Origin of the sequence: Haloferax massiliensis (genome assembly GCF_001368915.1) — an archaeon.
GTDB lineage: Archaea > Halobacteriota > Halobacteria > Halobacteriales > Haloferacaceae > Haloferax > Haloferax massiliensis.
Map to the genome: position 1 here is coordinate 1,707,639 of NZ_CSTE01000002.1, position 20,057 is coordinate 1,727,695.

At 66.1% G+C, this 20,057-nt stretch carries 22 protein-coding genes; 9 read left to right on the plus strand and 13 right to left on the minus strand.

The features are described 5' to 3' along the window. Positions 1-134: 134 nt before the first annotated feature. Both BN996_RS12875 and BN996_RS12880 read right to left on the minus strand, forming a co-directional pair. Positions 135-515, minus strand: a complete 381-nt coding sequence (locus tag BN996_RS12875; protein WP_004969086.1) for a DUF5611 family protein — start codon at positions 513-515, stop codon at positions 135-137. A 70-nt stretch (positions 516-585) separates the two neighbouring features. Next, positions 586-1,599, minus strand: a complete 1,014-nt coding sequence (locus BN996_RS12880) for a DUF7093 family protein (protein WP_089779575.1) — start codon at positions 1,597-1,599, stop codon at positions 586-588. 104 nt (positions 1,600-1,703) lie between these two features. Here BN996_RS12880 and BN996_RS12885 point away from each other — a divergent pair, with 104 nt between their 5' ends. Continuing rightward, the gene (locus BN996_RS12885) at positions 1,704-2,003 is read left to right on the plus strand and encodes a DUF6432 family protein (RefSeq protein WP_089779577.1); all 300 of its coding nucleotides are present in this window, start codon (positions 1,704-1,706) and stop codon (positions 2,001-2,003) included. A gap of 138 nt (positions 2,004-2,141) precedes the next feature. Further along, positions 2,142-3,239 carry a CAF17-like 4Fe-4S cluster assembly/insertion protein YgfZ gene (gene ygfZ, locus BN996_RS12890; protein ID WP_089779579.1) on the plus strand — a complete coding sequence of 366 codons (1,098 nt, stop codon included), beginning with the start codon at positions 2,142-2,144 and terminating at the stop codon, positions 3,237-3,239. Between the two features lie 37 nt (positions 3,240-3,276). On the opposite strand, the gene BN996_RS12895 is transcribed toward ygfZ, so the two are convergent. From BN996_RS12895 to BN996_RS12910, 4 genes are all read right to left on the minus strand, one after another. Further along, on the minus strand, positions 3,277-4,359 hold the full coding sequence (locus BN996_RS12895; protein ID WP_089779581.1) for a geranylgeranyl reductase family protein: 1,083 nt from the start codon (positions 4,357-4,359) through the stop codon (positions 3,277-3,279). 72 nt (positions 4,360-4,431) lie between these two features. Further along, positions 4,432-5,442, minus strand: a complete 1,011-nt coding sequence (locus BN996_RS12900; protein ID WP_089779583.1) for a WD40/YVTN/BNR-like repeat-containing protein — start codon at positions 5,440-5,442, stop codon at positions 4,432-4,434. Between the two features lie 102 nt (positions 5,443-5,544). Further along, the gene (locus BN996_RS12905; RefSeq protein ID WP_089779585.1) at positions 5,545-6,348 is read right to left on the minus strand and encodes an ABC transporter permease subunit; all 804 of its coding nucleotides are present in this window, start codon (positions 6,346-6,348) and stop codon (positions 5,545-5,547) included. Further along, on the minus strand, positions 6,341-7,336 hold the full coding sequence (locus BN996_RS12910) for an ABC transporter ATP-binding protein (protein ID WP_089779587.1): 996 nt from the start codon (positions 7,334-7,336) through the stop codon (positions 6,341-6,343). Before BN996_RS12910 ends, BN996_RS12905 begins: the two co-directional genes overlap by 8 nt. Before the next feature lie 132 nt (positions 7,337-7,468). Here BN996_RS12910 and BN996_RS12915 point away from each other — a divergent pair, with 132 nt between their 5' ends. Next, complete coding sequence (locus tag BN996_RS12915; protein ID WP_089779953.1) at positions 7,469-9,421, plus strand: COG1361 S-layer family protein; 1,953 nt, start codon at positions 7,469-7,471, stop codon at positions 9,419-9,421. A gap of 37 nt (positions 9,422-9,458) precedes the next feature. Here the strand turns inward: BN996_RS12915 and BN996_RS12920 are convergent, their stop codons facing one another. From BN996_RS12920 to BN996_RS12930, 3 genes are all read right to left on the minus strand, one after another. Then, positions 9,459-9,881 carry a DUF8059 family membrane protein gene (locus tag BN996_RS12920; RefSeq protein WP_082256383.1) on the minus strand — a complete coding sequence of 141 codons (423 nt, stop codon included), beginning with the start codon at positions 9,879-9,881 and terminating at the stop codon, positions 9,459-9,461. 133 nt (positions 9,882-10,014) lie between these two features. Next, positions 10,015-12,963: an excinuclease ABC subunit UvrA gene (gene uvrA / locus BN996_RS12925; protein WP_089779589.1), complete on the minus strand. Its 2,949-nt coding sequence runs from the start codon at positions 12,961-12,963 to the stop codon at positions 10,015-10,017. A gap of 120 nt (positions 12,964-13,083) precedes the next feature. Beyond that, on the minus strand, positions 13,084-13,440 hold the full coding sequence (locus BN996_RS12930; RefSeq protein ID WP_004969075.1) for a cell division protein SepF: 357 nt from the start codon (positions 13,438-13,440) through the stop codon (positions 13,084-13,086). Positions 13,441-13,581: 141 nt separating this feature from the next. Here BN996_RS12930 and BN996_RS12935 point away from each other — a divergent pair, with 141 nt between their 5' ends. Further along, positions 13,582-14,262, plus strand: coding sequence for a DUF1028 domain-containing protein (locus BN996_RS12935; protein WP_089779591.1), 681 nt, complete (start codon positions 13,582-13,584; stop codon positions 14,260-14,262). Positions 14,263-14,307: 45 nt separating this feature from the next. Here BN996_RS12935 and BN996_RS12940 read toward each other — a convergent pair whose 3' ends face one another. Further along, positions 14,308-14,787: an RNA-binding protein gene (locus tag BN996_RS12940; protein ID WP_004969073.1), complete on the minus strand. Its 480-nt coding sequence runs from the start codon at positions 14,785-14,787 to the stop codon at positions 14,308-14,310. 204 nt (positions 14,788-14,991) lie between these two features. Here BN996_RS12940 and BN996_RS12945 point away from each other — a divergent pair, with 204 nt between their 5' ends. Continuing rightward, complete coding sequence (locus tag BN996_RS12945; RefSeq protein ID WP_004969072.1) at positions 14,992-15,294, plus strand: DUF7562 family protein; 303 nt, start codon at positions 14,992-14,994, stop codon at positions 15,292-15,294. A 120-nt stretch (positions 15,295-15,414) separates the two neighbouring features. Further along, positions 15,415-16,734, plus strand: coding sequence for an RNB domain-containing ribonuclease (locus BN996_RS12950; protein ID WP_089779593.1), 1,320 nt, complete (start codon positions 15,415-15,417; stop codon positions 16,732-16,734). Positions 16,735-16,884: 150 nt separating this feature from the next. On the opposite strand, the gene BN996_RS12955 is transcribed toward BN996_RS12950, so the two are convergent. Together BN996_RS12955 and BN996_RS12960 are read right to left on the minus strand one after the other, a co-directional pair. Further along, positions 16,885-17,124: a DUF7385 family protein gene (locus BN996_RS12955; RefSeq protein WP_042663886.1), complete on the minus strand. Its 240-nt coding sequence runs from the start codon at positions 17,122-17,124 to the stop codon at positions 16,885-16,887. A gap of 95 nt (positions 17,125-17,219) precedes the next feature. Continuing rightward, positions 17,220-17,594 carry a hypothetical protein gene (locus BN996_RS12960; protein ID WP_089779595.1) on the minus strand — a complete coding sequence of 125 codons (375 nt, stop codon included), beginning with the start codon at positions 17,592-17,594 and terminating at the stop codon, positions 17,220-17,222. 169 nt (positions 17,595-17,763) lie between these two features. Here BN996_RS12960 and BN996_RS12965 point away from each other — a divergent pair, with 169 nt between their 5' ends. Next, positions 17,764-18,111 (plus strand): DUF7979 domain-containing protein, encoded by a 348-nt coding sequence (locus BN996_RS12965; protein ID WP_089779597.1) that lies wholly within the window; start codon positions 17,764-17,766, stop codon positions 18,109-18,111. A 498-nt stretch (positions 18,112-18,609) separates the two neighbouring features. On the opposite strand, the gene BN996_RS12970 is transcribed toward BN996_RS12965, so the two are convergent. Further along, positions 18,610-18,795, minus strand: a complete 186-nt coding sequence (locus BN996_RS12970) for a ribbon-helix-helix domain-containing protein (protein WP_042663879.1) — start codon at positions 18,793-18,795, stop codon at positions 18,610-18,612. Positions 18,796-18,904: 109 nt separating this feature from the next. Between BN996_RS12970 and BN996_RS12975 the strand changes: the two genes are divergently transcribed. Together BN996_RS12975 and BN996_RS19785 are read left to right on the plus strand one after the other, a co-directional pair. After that, positions 18,905-19,105, plus strand: coding sequence for a hypothetical protein (locus tag BN996_RS12975; protein ID WP_089779599.1), 201 nt, complete (start codon positions 18,905-18,907; stop codon positions 19,103-19,105). Positions 19,106-19,162: 57 nt separating this feature from the next. Next, positions 19,163-20,026 (plus strand): hypothetical protein, encoded by an 864-nt coding sequence (locus BN996_RS19785; RefSeq protein WP_139043122.1) that lies wholly within the window; start codon positions 19,163-19,165, stop codon positions 20,024-20,026. Positions 20,027-20,057 lie beyond the last annotated feature (31 nt).

Sequence of the window (20,057 nt, forward strand, 5' to 3'; positions counted from 1 at the left end):
AATAAAAATTCGTGTTCGTGGCTGGCGAGGTCGCTGTCAGCCGGAGCGTCACGTGCTAGCACTATGTACGTTTCGCCGGCGGCGCGGCCGCTCGACGCTCGGGTACGCGAGAAAATCGGGTCGCGTCGAACGGCTCAGACGTCGGGCGCGTCGTCTTCGACCGCGCGCTTCATCGAATCGCGGCGGGACTTCGCGTCGCGGCCCGTCGCCTCAAGGAGGAAGTCGTTTTTCGCGCTGACGGCCTCGCCCGCGGCTTCGAGGTCTTCGGGAGCGAGGTCGGCCGGGTCGGCCTCCTCGAAGTTGACCGCGAGCTTGTCCTTCTTGCCGCTGTACTTGACCGCGCCGGCGACGATGCGGGTGAACACGGGGTTCTTGGGTTCGCCGACGACGTAGAGGTCGCTTCCCTTGAACTCCTCGGTGCCGGTGATGGGGCCGAAGTAGTCTTCGACCGTCGCTTTCATGTCCGGAATTCGCTCTTCGAGCGTCTCCCCACGACGCATCTTGTACTCCTTCATGGACGCCTTTTCGACAGGGTACGGTTTACCTGTTTCGCGACTCCGCGACGCCTGTGACGCCGTGGCGCAGTCAGGATTCCCGCTCGGCGATGTAGCCCTTTTTACACTCGGGGCAGATGTCGCCGGCCCGCATCGACGACGAGGACGCGCCGCGGGCGTGGCCGCAGTTGGGGCAGTAGTACTCGACCGCGTCGTCGGGGGCCTCGTTGCCGACGTTCGACTCGTCGGCGCGGACGAAATCGTCTTCGTCTTCCGCCTCGACGTACTGGCCGTTCGACTGGCGGCCCTGCGGGGCGCTCTCCTCCGGTGTCAGCCCGCCGCCGAACGAGACCGAGACGGGCTCTCCGTCGTCTGGCTGGGCGTTCCAGCCCTCGTCGTCGCCCGGCGCGTCGGGCCACGCACCGCGTTCTCGCTCTCGGGGCTGTTCCGACTCCGCCTCGGCGTCGGCGTCCGCGTCGATGAACTCCGCGTCGTCGCCGTCGGCCGGCGGCGTCGGGTCGTCGGTCTCGACCTCGTCGACCTCGTCGGGCCACTGCGTCCGGTCGCGGGGTTCCGACTGCGATTCGTCGTCGTCGAGGATGACGCCGTCGTCGGTCACCGGCGGGGCGTCGGCGCTCCCGGTGTCGGCGGCACCGGCGTCGCCGCTCGGGTCCGACTCGGCGGCGGGTTGGGCGTCGGCGGCGTTCGCGGCCTCGGCCGGCTGCTGCGCCGCGGGGTCCGCGCCGGCGTCCGCCTCGGCGTCGCCCGCGGCGTCGGCTTCGGCGGCGTCGACCCCGGCCCGCGTCTCCGCGTCCGGAGCCGTCTCGATGGCGGCGTCCTCGCCCTCGGAGACGCCGGGCTGTGGCTTCGCCGGCTCGAAGCCCGCGGCCGCGGTCTCGACTTCGCCCTCCGTCATCCCGACCTCCTCGGGCGTTCGGATGGCCGTGACCTCCTTGTTCTCGCTCATGACCTGTTCGTGGCCGCACCGCGAGCAGACCTGTATCTCCCGAATCGAGACGACCACCTCGTCGCCGCGTTCCTCGCGCTCCCGTTCCGTCTCGGCGTCTCCGTAGGAGTGCCCGAGAAGACGGCAAGTAAGTCCCATTACGCGAGGATTCCGGGATTCGGAAACAAAAAGGTACCCCCTGCCCGTCCGACGCCCGTCAGACGGGCGGTACAAGTAAACAGGAGGCGAACGATGTACCCGCTATGAGAGCGAGGCGGGAGTTTCGGAACCGCCGCGACATCGAGGTCGCGGTGCTCGACGCGCTCGTCGACCGCCACGACGAGGGAATGACCGTGTTCGAACTCCGTGCCGCCGTGGACGCCGACATCGACACCATCGAGGAGGCGCTCTCGGCGCTCAAAGACGAGAACCTCATCGTGGTCGAGGAGGCCGACACGGGGGTCCTCATCCACGCCGACGAGCGCGTCGTTCCGGACCCGAGCGAAGCCGTCGAAGAAGACGCGTCGCTGTTCGAGAGACTCCGCGAGCGGTTCGGACTCTGAGCGGGCCGACGCGGACCACAGATTCGTTTTGACTGCCTGTCCGCCCACGCGCGGACCGGACCGGCCCGGCCGACCGAAAGCCGGGCGAGTCGTCCGGGAGTGGGAGGGTTTTACGCGCTGAAACCGAAACGGGGGGCAATGACACTCGTCGCCGACATCCACGAGGCACACGGTGCGACGTTCGAGACGCGCGGCGGAATCGAGGTCGTGAGCCACTACGGCCGCCCCGAACGGACTCACCGCGCCGTCAGAAACGGCGTCGGCGTCATCGAACACGGCTACGGCGTGGTCGTCGTCGAGGGCGAAGACCGGGTCGACTACGTCGACAACGCGGTGACCAACACCGTCCCCGACGAGGACGGCGAGGGCGTCTACGCCCTGCTTCTCGACCCCGACGGCCGCATCGAGACGGAGATGTACGTCTACAACGCGGGCGAGCGACTGCTGATTTTCACCCCGCGGGACCAAGCGGAGCCGCTCGTCGAGGAGTGGCGCTCGAAGACGTTCCTCCAGCGCGTCAAGATACGCGACGCCTCCGACGAGTTCGGCGTCTTCGGCGTCCACGGCCCGCAGTCGACCGAGAAGGTGGCGAGCATCCTCTCGGGGGCGGGCGCGCCCGAGCCGGAGCTTTCCTTCGTCCGCGGCTCTATCGGCGGCGAACTCGGCGTCACGGTCGTCGCCTCCGACAACCCGACCGGCGAGGAGGGCTACGACGTCATCTGCCGCGCGAAGGACGCCGAAGACGTGCTCGACGCGCTCCTGTTCTACGGCAACCCCTCGGTCCCCGTCGGCTATCAGACATGGGACAGCCTCACCGCCGAGGCCGGCACGCCGCTTTTCGAGACGGAACTCCGCGGCAACGTCCCGAACGTCGTCGGCGTCCGCAACGCGCTGGACTTCGATAAGGGCTGTTTCGTCGGTCAGGAACTCGTCTCGAAGATAGAAAACCGCGGGCGGCCCTCGCGCCGGCTCGTCGGCTTCCGCGCCGACGCCCTCCCCGAATCCGGTGCCGAGGTCTCGGCGGGCGGCGAGTCGGTCGGCACCGTCACCCGCGCCGTCGAGAGCCCGATGCTCGACGCGCCCATCGGCTTCGCGCTCGTGGACTACGGCCTCGATACCGACGCCCTCGAAGTCGCGGTCGACGGCGACCGCATCGACGCGACCCGCGAGCCGCTCCCGTTCGTCGAGGGGAGCGCGGTGTCGGCGCGGATTCCGACGTACCCGGGCGAGAACTAGAATCGGCAGTCGGTGCGACCGGCGGCCCGCGGCCGCCTCAGAGCAGTTTCCTCAGGTGCTCGCGCGAGAAGAACGAGCTCGGCTTGTCCATGTGGACGCCGATTTCGCCCGACAGCGACCGGAGACCGACCCGCTGGAGCCACTCGGGAAAGGAGTAACACCGGCGCACGAGGTGGCCCAGCCGAATCTCCCGGGAGAGTTCGTCCCGCCACGCGTCCTCGTAGGCCGACAGCGTCTCGGGGTCGTCGGGGTCGATGGTCGACGCGGCGATGTCGGCCGCGGTCATCCCGTAGAGGATGCCGCCGCCGGTGAACGGCTTGGTCTGCGCGGCCGCGTCGCCGATGAGGAACGCCCGCCGGGTCGTCGTCCGGTCCGGCGGCCCGATGGGGATGGCTCCCGAACAGAAGTGCTCCGTCTCCACGTCGTAGGTGTTCGTGAGCGCGTCGAACATCTCGTTGACCTCCGCGCCCGGCGGGGCCGCGAGGCCGTACTCGACGCCGGCGTCGCCGCGGGGGATGCGCCACGCGAAGAACCGCGGGACCGTGAGGTGCACGTCCACGAAGTCGCCGTCGTCCGGCTCGGGGTCGAACGCGAGGACGCCGTGGAGCGTCTCCGACGGTTCGGGGAGGGAAAGCGCCCGGCGGACCCGCGAGGTGGGGCCGTCGCACCCGGCGACCATCTTCGCCTCGAACTGGACGGTGCCGGCCTCGCCGGCGACGCTGGCGGTCAGTCGGACCCGGTCGTCGAGTTCCTCGACGGCCGTGACGGTGTGGCCCTCGCGGACGTCCGCGCCGGCCTCGCGGGCGCAGTCGGCGAGCGTGCGGTCGAGTTCGACGCGGTCGATGACGTTCGAGACCTCGCTTTGCTTGTAGAACGGATAGGCCTTCGAGTTCGGGCCGCCGACGCGGAAGTTCGCCCCGTAGATGCGGTTCTGAAACAGGCGGTCGCGCGCCTCGTCGGGGACGTACTCCCAGATATCGGTGCTGACGTGGCCGGAGCACGCGAGGGGCGTCCCGACCTCGCCTTTCTCCAGCGCGAGCACGTCGTAGCCCGCGTCGGCCGCGCGGCGGGCGAACCGCGCGCCGGCGGGACCGACGCCGACGACGGCGAAATCGTACATAGTGGGGCGTCGCCGCGACGACCAATGAATCTTCTCGCTTCGGGCGAGGGGACCTCCGACGGAAATCCCCGACTACGCGACGACAGCCAGCCCCGCCGCGGTCCGCCGCGTCCCGTCCCACGGGACGTCGATTCGGTCCCACGAGTCGCCGAAGTCGGTCGTCCGGTAGAGGCCACGGTCGTTCGCGGCGTAGCACTCGCCGCCGGTTCGCCCGGCTGCCAAGACCGCGCGCGTCGCCCCCGGCCCGGTCGGCAGTCCGGTCTCGTCGAGGCGTTCCCACGAGTCGCCGCCGTCGTCGTCCGGCGAGTCCCGCCTGCGGTAGAGGTACGCCTCCGCGGACTCGACACGGTGGGCACGCATCGGCCCGGAGGCGGCCGTCAGGAGCACCGACTCCGGGTCCGCGGGGTCGACGACGACGCTCCAGCAGTAGCCGTGGCCCAGCCCCGCGGTCGGCGTCGTCCACGTCTCGCCCGCGTCGTCGGTCTCGGCGTAGCCGTCGCCCGCGGCGACCCAGACGCGGCCCGGTCGGTCCGGGTGCGTCGCCATCGAGTGCGTGTCTCGCTTGCTCGACGGCACGCGGTCTTGCCACGTCTCGCCGCCGTCGAGAGAGCGGACGAGCGCCCCGGCTTCGACCGCGACGAACAGTCGGTCGGGGTCGGTCGGGTCCGGCTCTATCCAGCGGACGTGGTGGGTGTGCGGGCGGGGCGGAAACGCCCACGACGAGGCCGAATCGAGGTCCGAAAGCGGCGCGAGTTCGGTCCACGTCTCGCCGCCGTCGCGAGAGCGGAAGACGGCCGAGGGCTCGGTACCGGCGTAAATCACGTCGGGGTCGGCCGGGGAGACGGCGAGGCTCGTCACCGACTCGGGGAGCGCGTCGGTGCCGACCGCGTGCCACGACCCCCCGCCGTCGGTCGTTCGGAAGACGCCGGCGTCGAAGGTCCCGCAGAACGCTCGGGTCGGCGCGCGCGGGTCGGCCGCGACGCACTCGACTCGGTGCTCGTCGAGTCGCCGGCGGGCGGTGAAGTCCTCTGACGACCCCGAGACCGCGAGGACCGCGCCGTTCGCTGCGGCGTAGAGGTGCATGGGGGACGTAGGCGCTCGGCGGTGAAAAGCGCGGGTACCGGGCGGCGGCTCGCGGCACTCGCGCGGGTCGTGTGACCGCTCGGGGACGCGACGGGACGACGACTACGACAGGTCGCGTCGCTCGAACACCTCGGCCGCGAGGACGACGAGGGCGCACGTCACGGCGACGAGGACGGCGACGCCGCCCCAATCGACGTCGCCGGCGACGAGGAGTTCGCCGGGGTCGAGATAGCGCGTGAGCGACAGCGAGCCGAGGAACTCGTAGTCGGTGTCGACCGTCAGGGAGTCGAGGAGGAACGTCCCGAAGACGACGCCGATGGCCGCGCCCTGCGCCCGGCGGACCCGCCCGAAGAACGCCGACGCGAGGAGGCCGATGGCGACGCAGGCGAGGAGGTAGAGGCCGCCGACGGCGTGGACCGCGAGGAGGCGAGAGAGGTGAATCTCCTCGTCGATGAGCCCCGCGCCGACGACGACGGCCGCGAGGAGCGCGAGGTCGACGACGGCGACCGCCGGGAGCATCGCGAGGAACTTACCGACGACGAACCGCGTGCGCGAGACGGGCCGCACGAGGACGAGTTCGACCGACTGGCGGTCGACCTCGCCGGCGACGAGCGACCCCGCGGCGTAGGCGAAGTAGCTCCCGACGATGAGGAGCCAGACGAGCTGGTAGAGTTCGACCACGAGGTAGCCTTCCAGCGAGGAGATGTCGGTGACGCTCCCGACGAACGCCGCCTGAAGCTCCTCGGGATACGACTCCAGCAGTTCGGCGAAGTCGATGTCGGACTCGCCGAACGACGGGTAGACGGCGATGGTGAGCCCCGCGGTCGCCACGAGGAGCACGCAGACGACGAGGAGGCCGCGCCGCCGCCGGGCGAACTCGAAGGCCGCGATGTCGAGTTCACGCATCCGCGGGCTCCTCGGCGTCTGCGGGCGACGGCTCCGCCGCGTCGTCGGTCTCGCCGTCGGTGACGGTGCTCTCGCCGTCACCTTCGCCTCCGCTCTCGCCGCCTCCCTCGTCGTAGAAGTGCATGAACACGTCTTCGATGGCCGTCTCGCGGACTTCGAGGTCGTCGACGCGGTAGCCGTCGAGGGCGTCCACGAGGGCGTCGTAGTTGCCCGAGGTGACGAGTCGGAGCGAGCCGTCGGGTTCGATGCGCGCGTCGATGGTCTCGGGGAACTCGAAGTCCGCGAGGTCGATGGCGTCGGGCGACCGGACCGAGACGACCTTCCCGCTCCGCGCGAGCAGGTCGTCGATGTCCTCGACGGCGACGAGCCGACCGTCGCGGATGATGGCGACGCGGTCGCAGACCTCGCGGACCTCCCCGAGGATGTGCGTCGAGAAGAACACCGTCACCCCGCGGTCGCGCTCCTCGCGGAGGAACTCGTAGAACTCCTGTTGGACGAGGGGGTCCAGCCCCGAGGTCGGTTCGTCCATCACGACCACCCGCGGGTCGTGCATGAACGCCTGCACGATGGCGAGTTTCTGCCGATTGCCGCGCGAGTAGGCCCGGACCGGGCGGTCGAGCGGCACCGGAAAGCGGTCGAGGAGTTCGTCGCGCCGGTCGTCGCCGGAGAGTCCGGCGAAGTAGTCGAGGGTCTTGCGGCCGCTCACGTCGTCGTAAAACCGCGGGTCGCCGGGGATGTGGCCGACGCGACCGAGCACGTCGAGGAAGCTGTCCCGGTCGTCCACCGGGACGCCGAGAATGCGCGCCGTGCCGTCGGTCGGTTTGAGCAGGCCGAGCAACAGGCGAATCGTCGTGGACTTCCCCGCGCCGTTGGGGCCGAGAAAGCCGAACAGTTCTCCCTCCGGGACCGAAAGCGAGAGCTCCTCGACCCCGCGAACGTCCCCGTAGAACTTCGTCAGACCGTCGATGTCGATGGCGGGGACGGACATACTACACGTAGGCGCGCCCCGAACGTATCCCTTGCGTGACGTTACCGCCGGCCGAGAGCCGAGCGTGTTGTTAAGATTACATACCGCGTATCTACGGTGACTGAAGCGGGGTCGCCCGCCGGTCTCCTCACCATGACTCCCCGCGGCCGGCGTACGAGCGCGGCGCTCCTCGCCGCCTTACTAGTCGTGTCCGCCCTCCTCGGCGCAACGGGGAGCGCCGCGGCCGTCAGTCAGGTGGCCGGGAGGCCCGACCTCACGGTTATCGCGCCGGAGAACCGGCTCGTCGCGGGCACCGAGACCGCGGTCGAGGTGTTCGTCGTCAACAGCGGGACGGTCACGGAAGACGGCCCCGAGGAGTACGAGGCGCTCGTCCAGACGGCCCGCGCGCTGACCATCAGCGCGGATTCGAGAGGGCCGATTACGGTCCTCAGCGGCGAGATTCCCGTCGGGACCGTCCCCGAGGGCGTCTCCGGGCCGGTGTCGCTCCGCCTCCGCGTCGCCGAGGGCGCTCGCCCCGGCACCTACGACGTACCCGTCACGTTCACCTACGACTACACCGCCTCGGTGTTCGTGGACGGCGACGACGTCGACGCCACCCACCGGAGCCGAACCGTCACGCGAGACCTCGAAGTCGTCGTGGAGCGCCGCCCCGCGTTCGAGGTCCGGGCGGTCGACGCGGCCCTCGCGGTCGGCGACAGCGGGACCGTCGCGCTCGACATCGAGAACGTCGGTCCCGTCGGAGCCGCGGACGCGACCGTCACCGCCACCTCGACCGACCCGGAGATAACGTTCGGGAGCGGCGTCGCCTCCGCGGAGACCTTCGTCGGCGAGTGGGACGCGGGCGCGACAGAGCGCGTCGAGTTCCGCGCCCGCGTCGCCGACGACGCCATCGTCCGCGACTACTCGGTCGAATTGACCGTGAGCTACCGCGACGAGGACGGCCAAGAACGGACCTCGCGGGCGTTCGTCGCCGGGGTTCGTCCGACCCGCGGGGCCGACTTCGAACTCGCGGACGTGGACGCCGCGGTCGCCGTCGGCGACACCGGCACGCTGACGCTCGAACTCGTGAACGTCGGCGACGCGACCGCCGCGGCCGCGACCGTCGGCGTGTCCTCCGCCGACTCCGAGGTGACGTTCGGGGCCGGCGCGCCCGCCGCGGAGGCTTACGTCGGCGCGTGGGAGCCCGGCGAGACGAGGCGCGTGAGCTTCCGCACCCGCGTCGCCGACGACGCCCTCGACCGGCCCTACTCGCTGGACGTGGCCGTCTCGTTCCGCAACCCCGGCGGCGACCGGAAGACCCAGTCGCTCGTCGCCGGTCTCGACCCCGGTGCCGGCCCGGCGTTCGCCGTGACGGTCGAAGAGAGCACGCTCAGGGTCGGCGGCGTCGGCCGCGTCGTCGGCACCGTCGAGAACGTCGGCGGGACCGAGGCCCGCGACGTGGTGCTCCGCCTCGAAACCGAGGATCCGGCGCTGACGCCGACGGACGTCGACGTGACCGTCGGGACGCTCGCGCCCGGCGAGTCGGCCGGGTTCGAGTACGCAATCGGCATCGCCGCGGGGTCGACGCCGGGGACGCGCCGGCTCCCGTTCGTCGTCGAGTACCGGCCGCCGGGCGACGAACTGCGCGCGGCCGACCGGACCGACGTGCTCGCGGCCGTGAGCACCGACACGCCCGCCGTCGCGGTCGAACCGCGGAACGCGACGTTCGAGGTGGACTCGACCGGCCGGCTCGTCCTCGCGGTGACGAACACCGAGGCGACGCCGCAGACCGACGTGACGGTCAGACTCGTCGCCGAGGAGCCGCTTTCGAGCGAGGACGCCGTGGCGTTCGTCCCCCGGCTCGACGCCGGCGAAACGCGCCTCGTCGTCTTCGACCTCGAAGTGAGCGACGACGCCGTCCCGAAGACGCAGGTCGTCGGCGTCGACGTGAACTACGAGGACGACGCCGGCAGACAGCTCTCGACGGGCACCCAGCGGGTCGCCGTCGAGGTGGTCCAACCGGCGACGACGTTCCCCGTCCTCCCGGCGCTCGTCGTGGCGCTCGCGCTCGCGGGCGTCGGCTACTGGTGGTACCGGCGGCGCTGATGGCTCCGGGGGCGCTGAAAAAAGTCGAGGCGCGCGTTCAGTCGTCGGCCGGCGACGCGGGACCCGGCATCCCGCCGGGCGTCGTCGGCTCGCTGACCCACGCCTGCCACGCCATGATGAGCATGGAGACGATGAGACAGAGCCCCCACAGGAACGTCGTCGGAACCAAAAAGAACAGTCCGAGCCCGACGCCGACCCAGATAGTGAGCGGCAACAGCCACTGCCCGACGACGAACAGCCCGCTCACCGCCGCCCGGAGCCGCCCCGTCAGCGCGAACGCGTCCACCGCAAAGCCCATCACGACCGCGAGAATCGAGAGCACGCCCAAGTGCGCGTGGCCGCCCACCAGCCACGACGGCACGCCCCCAGATTCCAGTAGCGTGTACTGGTACAGCCCCACCACCATCATCGTCGCCAGCCCGAGGAACCCCGATGTCTTGAGTATGCGTGACATACGCATACAGATGACGCGTTGCGATTTGAAATGTTTTTCTCTCGACTAGTTTGGCAGGCGAATGTCAGGTCCGCCGGCAGTCGCTCCCCGGTGGGCGCGAAGCGACCGTCGAAAACGAGATGCCGCGACGACGGGCGGTTCAGTCGTCGTTCGCCACTTTCGCGGGCTTGCGGCGGTCCGACCGCGGGCCTTCCTCGTCCACGTCGGGGAGGTAGTCGCGGAGGTACCGGCCCGTGTGGGAGTCGGGGTTCTCGGCGATTTCCTCGGGCGTGCCGCTGGCGACGACGGTGCCGCCGCCCGCGCCGCCCTCGGGACCGAGGTCGACGATGTGGTCGGCGTTCTTCACGAGGTCGAGTTCGTGTTCGACCACGAGGACGGTGTTGCCGTTGTCGACGAGGCGCTGGAGCACCTCGATGAGCTTCCGCTCGTCTTCCTTGTGGAGGCCGGTCGTCGGCTCGTCGAGCAGGTAGAGCGTGTCGCCGGTCTGCTTCTTGCCGAGTTCCTCGGCGAGTTTGACGCGCTGGGCCTCGCCGCCGGAGAGGGTGGTCGACGGCTGGCCGAGCTGCATGTAGCCGAGGCCCACGTCGTGGAGCAGTTGGAGGCGGCGGCGAATCTGCGAGTTCGCCTCGAAGAAGTCGAGCGCCTCGTCGACCTCCATGTCGAGCACGTCGGCGATGGTCCTGTCCTTGTACGTCACGTCGAGCGTCTCGGCGTTGTAGCGCGCGCCGTTGCACTCCTCGCAGGGCACGTACACGTCCGAGAGGAAGTTCATCTCGATTTTGACGTTGCCCTGCCCCTTGCAGGCCTCACAGCGGCCGCCCTTGACGTTGAACGAAAAGCGGCCCTTCTCGTAGCCGCGCTGTTTCGAGAGCTTCGTCTCGGCGAACAGCTCGCGGACGTAGTCGAAGACGCCGGTGTACGTCGCCGGGTTCGACCGCGGGGTGCGACCGATGGGCGACTGGTCGATGAGCCGCACCGTCTCGATTTCGTCGTAGCCGTCGATGGCGTCGTGCTCGCCGGGGTCGACGGAGGTGTTGTCGTTCATCCGGCGCGCGAGCCCCTTGTAGAGAATCTCGTGCATCAGGGTGGACTTGCCCGACCCCGAGACACCGGTGACGGCCGTGAACGTCCCGAGGGGAATCGGCACGTCGAGGTCGTCGAGGTTGTGCTGGCGCGCGCCGCGGACGACGAGTTCGCCGTCGCCCTCGCGCCGCGCGTCGGGCACGTCGATGTCCTTGCGGCCCGAGAGGTAGTCGGCCGTGATGGAGTCGTCGGCCGCGACGATGTCGTCGAAGTCGCCCTGCGCGACGACCTCGCCGCCGCGCTTGCCCGGACCGGGGCCCATGTCGATGATTTCGTCGGCCCGGCGCATCGTCTCCTCGTCGTGTTCGACGACGATGAGCGTGTTGCCGAGGTCGCGGAGGCCTTCGAGCGTGTTGAGCAGTTTGTCGTTGTCGCGCTGGTGGAGGCCGATAGACGGCTCGTCGAGGACGTAGAGGACGCCCACGAGGCCGGAGCCGACCTGCGTGGCGAGGCGGATGCGCTGGGACTCGCCGCCCGAGAGCGTGGCCGCCTCGCGGTCGAGCGTGAGGTATTCGAGGCCGACCTCGGTCATGAAGCCGAGGCGGGCGCGAATCTCCTTGAGAATCTCCTGTGCGATGGTGCGGTCGCGCTCCGAGAGGTCGCTTTCGAGGCCCTCGAAGTGTTCGAGCGCGCCCGCGATGGTCATGCGGTTGACCTCGGGGAGCGTCGTGCCGCCGACGCGGACGTGGCGGGACTGCTCTTTGAGCCGCGAGCCGTCGCAGTCGGGGCAGGTCGTGACGGCCATGAACTCCTCGATGTGGTCGCGCGTCCGGTCGGAGTCGGTCTCGACGTGGCGGCGTTCGAGGTTGCCGACGACGCCCTCGAATGGGTGTTCCTTGTGGCGCGTGCCGTTCTTCGTCGTCCACTCGAACACCACGTCCTCGGTGGTGCCGAACAGGAACGCGTCCTGCACCTCGTCGGAAAGCTCCTCGAACGGGGTGTCCACGCTGACGCCGAAGTGGTCGGCGACGTTGTCGAGCTGGCGGCGGTAGTACGTCCGGTTGTAGCTCCACGGCTCGAAGACGTGCTTGAGCGGCTTCGACGGGTCGGTGACGACGAGGTCGGGGTCAACCTCCTTGGCCTTGCCGAGGCCCTCGCACTCCGGGCAGGCCCCGTGGGGGCTGTTGAACGAGAACGACCGCGTCTCGATTTCGGAAAAGCGGAACGACGAGTTCGGATTGCCGAGTTCCTCGGAGAACTCGACGACGAGGCGGTCGTCGCCCTCGCCCGCGAGCGACCCGGTCGACCGGGTGTTGGAGGCGAAGGGGAGGTCTTCGGGCGGGTCGGGAACGATGAGTTTGAGGACGCCGCCGGCCTCCTCCAGCGCGGTCTCGACGGAGTCTGCGATGCGCGAGCGCGCTTCTGGCGCGACCTTCACGCGGTCGACCACCACGTCGATGGTGTGGTCGTAGTTCTTGTCGAGTTCGGGCGTCTCGAACGAGAGGTCGAACTCCTCGCCGTCGACCTCGACGCGGGCGTAGCCCTCGGAGACGAGGTCCGAAAACAGGTCTTTGAACTCGCCTTTCTGGTCGCGGACGACCGGCGCGACGACCTTCGCGCGGGTGCCCTCGGGGAGTTCGAGAATCTGGTCGACCATGTCCTGTGCGGACTGCTCGCCGACCTCCTCGCCCGTGATGGGGTCGTACTGGGTGCCAACGCGGGCGTACAACAGGCGGAGGTAGTCGTGGAGTTCGGTGACGGTCCCGACGGTCGACCGGGGGTTGTTGGCCCCGTTCTTCTGGTCGATGGAGATGGCGGGCGAGAGGCCCTCGACGGCCTCGACCTTCGGCTTGTCCATCTGGCCGAGGAAGTTCCGCGCGTAGGCCGAAAGCGACTCGATGTACCGCCGCTGGCCCTCCGCGTAGACGGTGTCGAACGCGAGGGAGGACTTGCCTGACCCCGACAGGCCGGTGACGACGGTGAACGTCTCGCGGGGGATGCGAACGTCGAGGTTCTTGAGGTTGTGCTCTTCGGCACCGCGAACCTCGATGTAGTCCTTGCTCATTCGGACGACTCTAGGAACGAGAGGACCGAATAGCCATCGGTTCGGGCCGTTCGAACCGCATCGCTCGCGTCCGCGAGTCGGGGAGAAATCGGAGTGGAAGGGAGATGTCGTCCGCCGGCGTCAGCCGTTGAGCTTCTGTCGCGAGATGGAGATGCCCGTCGGCGTGATGACGATCTGGTCGTCGCCCTTCTGGACGATGTCGCCGTCGACCTCGCGCGCGACCTGCCGGAGGTCGTCGATGATGTGTTCCATCGTGTTGTCGGAGGTCGTGTGGCGGGTGATGTCCGCGATGACCAGATTGCCGTCGTAGACGGCGTCCTTGATGGCGATAACGTCCTGCTGGCCGCCGATCTCGGCGATGTGAACCGAGAGACCGGCGTCGCCGCGAGCGGTGTCGAAGTCGTCGAGGTCGAGTTCGACGTAGTCCTCGGTCGTTCGGGAACCACCACCACCGAGAATCTTACTCATGATACCCATAGGACGTAGAGAGGCCACAACGGGGTTAGTTCTTACGTCAGACGACTGTCGAAACGCAGACATTTCTCGACTCGACGCGCGCCGGCCGCGCCGTTTCGCGGGGTGTTTTTACCCCGCGGCGCGCGGGGGGAGACGAACACGATGACTTTCAGCATCTGCGTCCGCGAGTCGTACGTCGACGCCGACGGCGACGACCAGCACCGCTTCGGCGTCGCCGTGACGACCCGACTCCCGGGGGTCGGCGCGCTCTGCCCGTTTGCAAGCGAACACGGCGCGGTGGCGACACAGGCGCTGACGAACGTCGAACTCGGTCGGAAGGGGATGGACTACCTCGAAGACGGCCTCGCCGTCGACGACGCCCTGCGGGCGCTGTTGAACGCCGACGACGGCCGCGCGGAGCGACAGCTCCACGGCGTCGGCTCCGAGACGACATTCGCCTTCACCGGTGACGACTGCCTCGGCTGGGCGGGCCACCGCGAGGGCGACGACTACACCGTCGCGGGCAACCTGCTCACGGGAGAGGAAGTCGTCGAGGCCGCCGCCGACGCCTACGAGCGGAACGCCGACGGCGACGAACCGCTCGCGAAGCGCCTCATCGACGCGCTCGGCGCGGGACACGCCGCGGGCGGCGACAAGCGCGACGACCTCGCTATCCAGAGCGCGGCGGTCGTCGTGACCTCCACCGAGGACCGCGAGACGGAGCCGTACTACAACGACCTCCGGGTCGACGCGACGGAGACGCCGCTGCGCGACCTTCGAGAGACGTTCTCGATGGCGCGGGAGGGGTACGAGGCGGCGCTGGAGAAGTACGCCGAAGCGTAGCCGAGAGGAGCGCACACGGCGTGCGCCGAGTCCTGCGACCGCGGGTCAGACCGAGAACTCGAAGAGGTCGTCGCCGACGTGGTGGATTGACTCGACGACCTTGCCGGAGTCGCCGACGAGGTCGGCCCCGTCTTCGAGCGCGCGACCCACGGCGAGCACCTTGCCGTGGGTCTCCTCCGCGATGACGACCAGGTCGCCCGCCTCGATGGTGTCGTCGGCCTCGGTGATGCCGGGGCGCATCACGTCGGCCCCGCTGGAGACGAACGAGACCGCGCCCGCGTCGACCGTGACGACGTTCGTCGTCGGCGGGAACTGGTTCGCGCCCTTGACCGTGAGGAACGGCTGGTCGTCGACGTACATGACCGCCGGCTCGCCGTCGACGAGGACGACCTCGTAGTCGGCGTCGGCGAACTCGACCGCCTCGAACGCGTCGCCGTCGAGGGCGACGCCGAGGGACGATTCGATGGAGTCGCACAGCGCGTCGATTTCGTCGCTTCGGAGGTGGTGGCGAGACTTGACCTTCATACCGGGTCGTGGACGCTCACGGCCGATAAATCGACCGCTCCGCGTCGAGTGGGCGACGGCGGCGACCGACTGCGGGCGACCGACCGCTGACGACTGACGACTGACGACCGACCGCCGCGAGATGAACCGAGCCGAACCGGCGTCCGACGCGCGTCAGACTGTGTGGGGTAAACTGCTAAGTACGATTGGGTCCACACCAACGATATGTGGCGCTCCCGGACGAACCGGGACCGGAAGCGCGTCGTGTGCATCGCATGCGGTGACGCGGTCCTCCGGTCGGCGGCGCGCGAGTACGACAAAGAGGGGAACCGCTGGGAACGGCACGGTAAGCGGTTCGAACACCTCTGTAAGGCCTGTTACCGCGGACTCTGTCATCAGCCCCGCGAGGAGCTCGAAGGCCTCCTCGTCGACATCGAAGAACACGGCATCTCCAACGAGGAGTTCCTGCTTCGCTACTTCGACGCGGTCAAAGAGCGGTACGAATCCCCCGGCGAGCGCGGGCGCTGAAGACGGGTTCGGCGGCCCGTCGCCGGTCCGCGCAAACGCGCGCTGACGAGTGATATCAATTCTCGTCCGTCGCGGCTCGTGCCCGACACTCATTTCTCCCTGCCCCGTCTAGTCGGGGCTATGTCAGACGACGCGCAGGCGTACGCCGGGACCGCCGAAGGGCAAGGACCGGTGGAGATAGACGCCGAACTCGCGCGACACCTCCAGAACAAGCGCGAGGACCTGTTCGAGGAGTTCGAGATTCGTGACGCGTTCCCACCGGAAGTCCTCTCGGAGGCGCGTGCGCGCACCGACGGCGTCCACGAGGAAATCGAAGACGAACTCGAACACCGCAAAGACCTCCGAGACCTCACGACGTGGACGACCGACCCCGTCGACGCCCAGGACTTCGACGACGCCCTGAGCATCCGCGAGAACGAGGAGACGTACACGCTGTGGGTCCACATCGCCGACGTGACCCACTACGTCCACCCCGGCTCGGAGATGTGGGCCGAGGCCGTCAAGCGCGGCAACACCGTCTACCTCCCCGCCTACACCATCCACATGCTCCCGCCGGCGCTGGCCGAGACAGTCTGTTCTCTCGTCCCCGAGGAGGACCGCCTCGCCCACACCGTCGAGATGGAGATCAAGAAGGACACGCTCTCGTTCGAGTCTATCGACATCTACAAGTCCGTCATCCACTCCAACGAACGGCTCACCTACACGCAGTGTGAAAACCGGCTGGAAGACCCCGACCTCCCCCTCCACGAGGAGAACTCCCTCGTCTTCGACCTCGCCGACCAACTCCACGAACAGCGCAAGGAAGACGGCTCGCTGGTCCTCAACCCGAGCCGGGACCGCGCCCACACCATCATCGAGGAGTGCATGCTGAAGGCGAACAAGGCCGTCACGCACGAACTCATGTGGAACCGCGGCGTCGAGGCGATGTACCGCGTTCACCCGCAGCCGACCCCCGACCAGTGGGACAAGGCGCTCCGCGAAATCACCGAACTCGACGGCGTGAGCATCCAGTCCACGTCGTGGGACGAACCCCGAAAGGCCGTCAACGACGCCTTGGAGAGCGCGAACTCCCGCACGCTCAACAAGATTCAGCGCGCCGTGCTGAAGGTGATGCCCCGCGCGAAGTACATGAACGACCCCTTCGGCGGCCACTACGCGCTCAACTTCGACATCTACGGCCACTTCACCTCGCCCATCCGGCGGCTGTCGGACCTCATCAACCACTGGATCGTCCACGAGAACGACGTGCCCGAGGACCTCGTCGAACTCTGCGACCGCGCCTCGGACCGACAGAAGGACGCCGAGACGGCCGAGCGGCTCTACAAGCAGTTCCTCCAAGAGGTCGGCTTGGACCCCTACGCGGTCAACAACCGCGGTATCGTCACCGTCGACGACGACGGCGAGGTCATCGACGAAAACGGCCTCCCGCCGCGCGAGTAACCGCGCGGTCGCTCCCGTTCGACCGACTCGTTTTTGACAGACAGGGCCGACAGGAGTCCACCAGCCGATTCCGACGAGCCGACCGCAGAGCGACAGATTCGACTAACCGAGGTGTCGAAACGGTGGCCTTCGCTCCCTCGCCGCGACCGTCTACTCCTCTTGTTTGTGCGTGAACAGCAGCACGTCGCCGTCGTGCTGTGTCACACAGAGGTCGAGCAGCATACTCAGTTCGAGGCTGTTGTAGTCGTTCTCGCAGACGACCAAGTCGTCGAACGGCTTCTCGCACGCCGGACAGGCGATAGAGACGGTGTTCTGGTAGGTGGTGACGCCGCCGCTGGACTCGTAAGGCGTGAGCGACGACCGGAGTTCGTCGAGTTCCTCGTCGTTCATGAACGTGTTGTGCGCGGGGCGTGCGTATAATTCTTCACGGTTGGACACCGACCGCGGTTAGACGCGACTCACGAATACGGCTCACGATTCTCGACTCACGACTGCCCCGCGTCGTCCAACCCGCAGGCCCACCGGAAGTGCGGGTGCACCCACGACAGCTCTGCGGCGTTGGCTTCGACCCACGACGACGGGTCGCTCAGCCGACGCGACAGCACCTCCGCGCGTTCCTCGTGCGTTCCCTCCCGGTCGAACGGGATCAGTTCGAGCGTCCGCGACGCGGGATTGAAAAAGACCGCCCGCTCGGTGTCCGCGTCGAGTCCGATCAGCCGCGAGCCGTTGGCGTCTCTCTGGAGCAACGCCTGCGCCATCCGGTGTTGGTGGACCCCGCGGCGCGTCTCGCGGAGTTTCGACACGATTGCTCGAAAGAGGGCCGTCGGGTCCGACGGGGGTTCGCCTCGTCGCGTTTCCATACCGACGCCCTCGAAGCGAGACGGTAAGAGGGTCCGCCATGAGCGGAGTGAAAGTGTCGGGTTCGGTGGAAGTGAAGATTGACGAATGGCCCTCGCTTGGCGCGTCGGGTTGGTTCTCTGTGTCCTCCTCGTCGCCGACTGTGCCGGTGGCCCCAGTTCAACTGCGACGATGACCGACGGAACACCGACGACCATACTAACGACCGCTCCGATACCGACTGACAACTCAACGCCAACCAACGAGACGCCGACGACCGGCGATCCGGCGTACGGGACCGAGTTCGTCTCCGTCTCGAAACTGGAGAACGGAAGTCGGGCCGAGACGTGGCCCGATAACAAGACCGCCCGCTTCGAGAACCTCTCCGAACCGCGGAAAGAGGTGTTTCGGGACGCGCTGGATGGCCGGGTTACGTTCGGACCCGACGAGGAGAATCCGTTCGCGTTCAGCGATTCTGACCGACCCGAACTCGTCCGGTACGAGGGAGAGTGGTACTTCGTTCGGGTCGCGATTGTGTAGCCGCGAACGCTACAGCTCAGTATTCGTCACGGTGGGTGGCGTCACGAAAATAGCAGTAGCTCAGACCGTGAGACGCATATGATAATTTTAAAACATTTCTTTGCGTGTGATTATAGTATGGAATCCCCTCCAAAAGACTTCATGCAGGGGCGGTCCAGCGCATGGTCCAGTAAATTTGGACTGATAATTATTTCGCTGCCCCCTATTGGATTCTCTGCGGCCGTATCACGGTTCCTTGGCGTCAGCTCACCAAATTCAATCGTTGAACTCTTCTATTTTCTAAGCACGTTCTGCACCGTACTTCTCATATCAATGTTCAGTACGTACTTCGTGGCATATCAACTCGGCATGGGACAGAAATGAGAAACTGGACGTGCATCTGTCCGCAACGCAGTAGTGACTCGTCGGACCCCTAAGTTACGACTCATAGTCTTGCGTCGCGAAAATGGTAGTGGACTCGCGGGGGAGTGGTGAGTTTCCAAGGCTCCAGTCCCCCTTCTAAGCGTCTACCTGTGGACTCTCGGTGAGTCGCAGGTCTGGTTCATCGAATGGCGAGTCGGGTGCTTGCTGAATGAGATGGCGGACGTATTCAGCACGACTCATTCCGTGGTTCTTGCTCTGTTCGTCGACTTTCTCGACCATCTCCGGTGGCATCGAGATGGTGACGTTAACCGATAGTGCCATGCGTGAATAAGTGAGCAGAATAGTGATGTATAACTTACTGACCCAAAGAATTATTGAGTCAATGAGTTATTGGCCACACCTCATCAATCACTAAGTCGTTACACCAAATATGAGCACGAGCCCGGACAATGGGACTAAAAACGTCTCCGCGCAGGTCAGCAATGACTTCGCCGAGGAATTTGATCGAGCCCTCAAAAGAGCACAAGTAGAAGGTACTGTTCCACTTGATCTGTCGCGCGCAGAGGCGATTCGCCGTCTTATGCAGTTAGCGATTGATGACCCATCTATTCTCGCAAAGGTTGAAGACTAAATATCGTACATACTCATATTAAGCTTGCCAAAAAACACCACACATATTAGACCAAACATGAGAGAATATGAGTTAGAGATAGAGGATGTACTAGAGGATACCATAGAAGTTAATCAGACAGAAGAAACATTTCCTAATTCTTGGAGACCATCAAAGCCATCAACCAATGCAACTCTATGGAGATATGTTGATTTTACTAGATTCTTCTCCATGTTAGTCCAGAAACAGATATGGTTGCCTCAAATAACTCAGTTTGACGACCCATTCGAAGGCGTGTGGTCAAATAAACGACTAACAGCATTTGAAGAAGAAATCCCGTCTCCAGAAGGGCAAGATTATGAGCCGCCAAAAGGTCAGACAAACTTTAGTAAGACTTCGTATGCGAGCTGTTGGCACAAAAACGAGAACCAATCTGCTGCGTTATGGGAATTATACGGAATATCAAATCAGAGTGTCGCGATAAAAACTGATTTTGGGTCGCTGATTTCGGCTGTCGACTTATCAGGATATATGGACTACTCATTTGGGTGTGTTGAATACCTTGATTACTCCAACGACGACATGCCTAAAGGACCCTACAGCCCAGTTTTTCACAAACGAAAAAGCTTCCAACACGAGCAAGAATTTAGACTAGCTGTACTAGAGCCCAAATTGATCCCGCGGGTTAGACAAAAAATTGAGCAGAACAAACACATTCTTGAACTAGCAGACGGGGTAGACATGTTCCAACTAGCTATAGAGAACATGCCGCCGGGCATTAACTTGGATATCAATGTAGACCAATTAATTAATGAGGTCTATATACATCCGGAAACCGATGGATGGGTTGTCAAAACAATACAAGAATTGATTACTACTTGTGGATATTCCTTCACACTTCAAAAATCAGACTTATACACAAATCCTGAAGAACTACGTTAAAATGAAATCTATTAGTGTAGGAGACAACAAA

What these genes read in the sequence shown, in the direction of transcription:
- BN996_RS12875 (WP_004969086.1), bottom strand. Translation starts at nt 515, where the DNA reads ATGAAGGAGTACAAGATGCGTCGTGGGGAGACGCTCGAAGAGCGAATT.
- BN996_RS12880 (WP_089779575.1), bottom strand. Translation starts at nt 1,599, where the DNA reads ATGGGACTTACTTGCCGTCTTCTCGGGCACTCCTACGGAGACGCCGAG.
- BN996_RS12885 (WP_089779577.1), top strand. Translation starts at nt 1,704, where the DNA reads ATGAGAGCGAGGCGGGAGTTTCGGAACCGCCGCGACATCGAGGTCGCG.
- ygfZ (WP_089779579.1), top strand. Translation starts at nt 2,142, where the DNA reads ATGACACTCGTCGCCGACATCCACGAGGCACACGGTGCGACGTTCGAG.
- BN996_RS12895 (WP_089779581.1), bottom strand. Translation starts at nt 4,359, where the DNA reads ATGTACGATTTCGCCGTCGTCGGCGTCGGTCCCGCCGGCGCGCGGTTC.
- BN996_RS12900 (WP_089779583.1), bottom strand. Translation starts at nt 5,442, where the DNA reads ATGCACCTCTACGCCGCAGCGAACGGCGCGGTCCTCGCGGTCTCGGGG.
- BN996_RS12905 (WP_089779585.1), bottom strand. Translation starts at nt 6,348, where the DNA reads ATGCGTGAACTCGACATCGCGGCCTTCGAGTTCGCCCGGCGGCGGCGC.
- BN996_RS12910 (WP_089779587.1), bottom strand. Translation starts at nt 7,336, where the DNA reads ATGTCCGTCCCCGCCATCGACATCGACGGTCTGACGAAGTTCTACGGG.
- BN996_RS12915 (WP_089779953.1), top strand. Translation starts at nt 7,469, where the DNA reads ATGACTCCCCGCGGCCGGCGTACGAGCGCGGCGCTCCTCGCCGCCTTA.
- BN996_RS12920 (WP_082256383.1), bottom strand. Translation starts at nt 9,881, where the DNA reads ATGCGTATGTCACGCATACTCAAGACATCGGGGTTCCTCGGGCTGGCG.
- uvrA (WP_089779589.1), bottom strand. Translation starts at nt 12,963, where the DNA reads ATGAGCAAGGACTACATCGAGGTTCGCGGTGCCGAAGAGCACAACCTC.
- BN996_RS12930 (WP_004969075.1), bottom strand. Translation starts at nt 13,440, where the DNA reads ATGGGTATCATGAGTAAGATTCTCGGTGGTGGTGGTTCCCGAACGACC.
- BN996_RS12935 (WP_089779591.1), top strand. Translation starts at nt 13,582, where the DNA reads ATGACTTTCAGCATCTGCGTCCGCGAGTCGTACGTCGACGCCGACGGC.
- BN996_RS12940 (WP_004969073.1), bottom strand. Translation starts at nt 14,787, where the DNA reads ATGAAGGTCAAGTCTCGCCACCACCTCCGAAGCGACGAAATCGACGCG.
- BN996_RS12945 (WP_004969072.1), top strand. Translation starts at nt 14,992, where the DNA reads ATGTGGCGCTCCCGGACGAACCGGGACCGGAAGCGCGTCGTGTGCATC.
- BN996_RS12950 (WP_089779593.1), top strand. Translation starts at nt 15,415, where the DNA reads ATGTCAGACGACGCGCAGGCGTACGCCGGGACCGCCGAAGGGCAAGGA.
- BN996_RS12955 (WP_042663886.1), bottom strand. Translation starts at nt 17,124, where the DNA reads ATGAACGACGAGGAACTCGACGAACTCCGGTCGTCGCTCACGCCTTAC.
- BN996_RS12960 (WP_089779595.1), bottom strand. Translation starts at nt 17,594, where the DNA reads ATGGAAACGCGACGAGGCGAACCCCCGTCGGACCCGACGGCCCTCTTT.
- BN996_RS12965 (WP_089779597.1), top strand. Translation starts at nt 17,764, where the DNA reads ATGACCGACGGAACACCGACGACCATACTAACGACCGCTCCGATACCG.
- BN996_RS12970 (WP_042663879.1), bottom strand. Translation starts at nt 18,795, where the DNA reads ATGGCACTATCGGTTAACGTCACCATCTCGATGCCACCGGAGATGGTC.
- BN996_RS12975 (WP_089779599.1), top strand. Translation starts at nt 18,905, where the DNA reads ATGAGCACGAGCCCGGACAATGGGACTAAAAACGTCTCCGCGCAGGTC.
- BN996_RS19785 (WP_139043122.1), top strand. Translation starts at nt 19,163, where the DNA reads ATGAGAGAATATGAGTTAGAGATAGAGGATGTACTAGAGGATACCATA.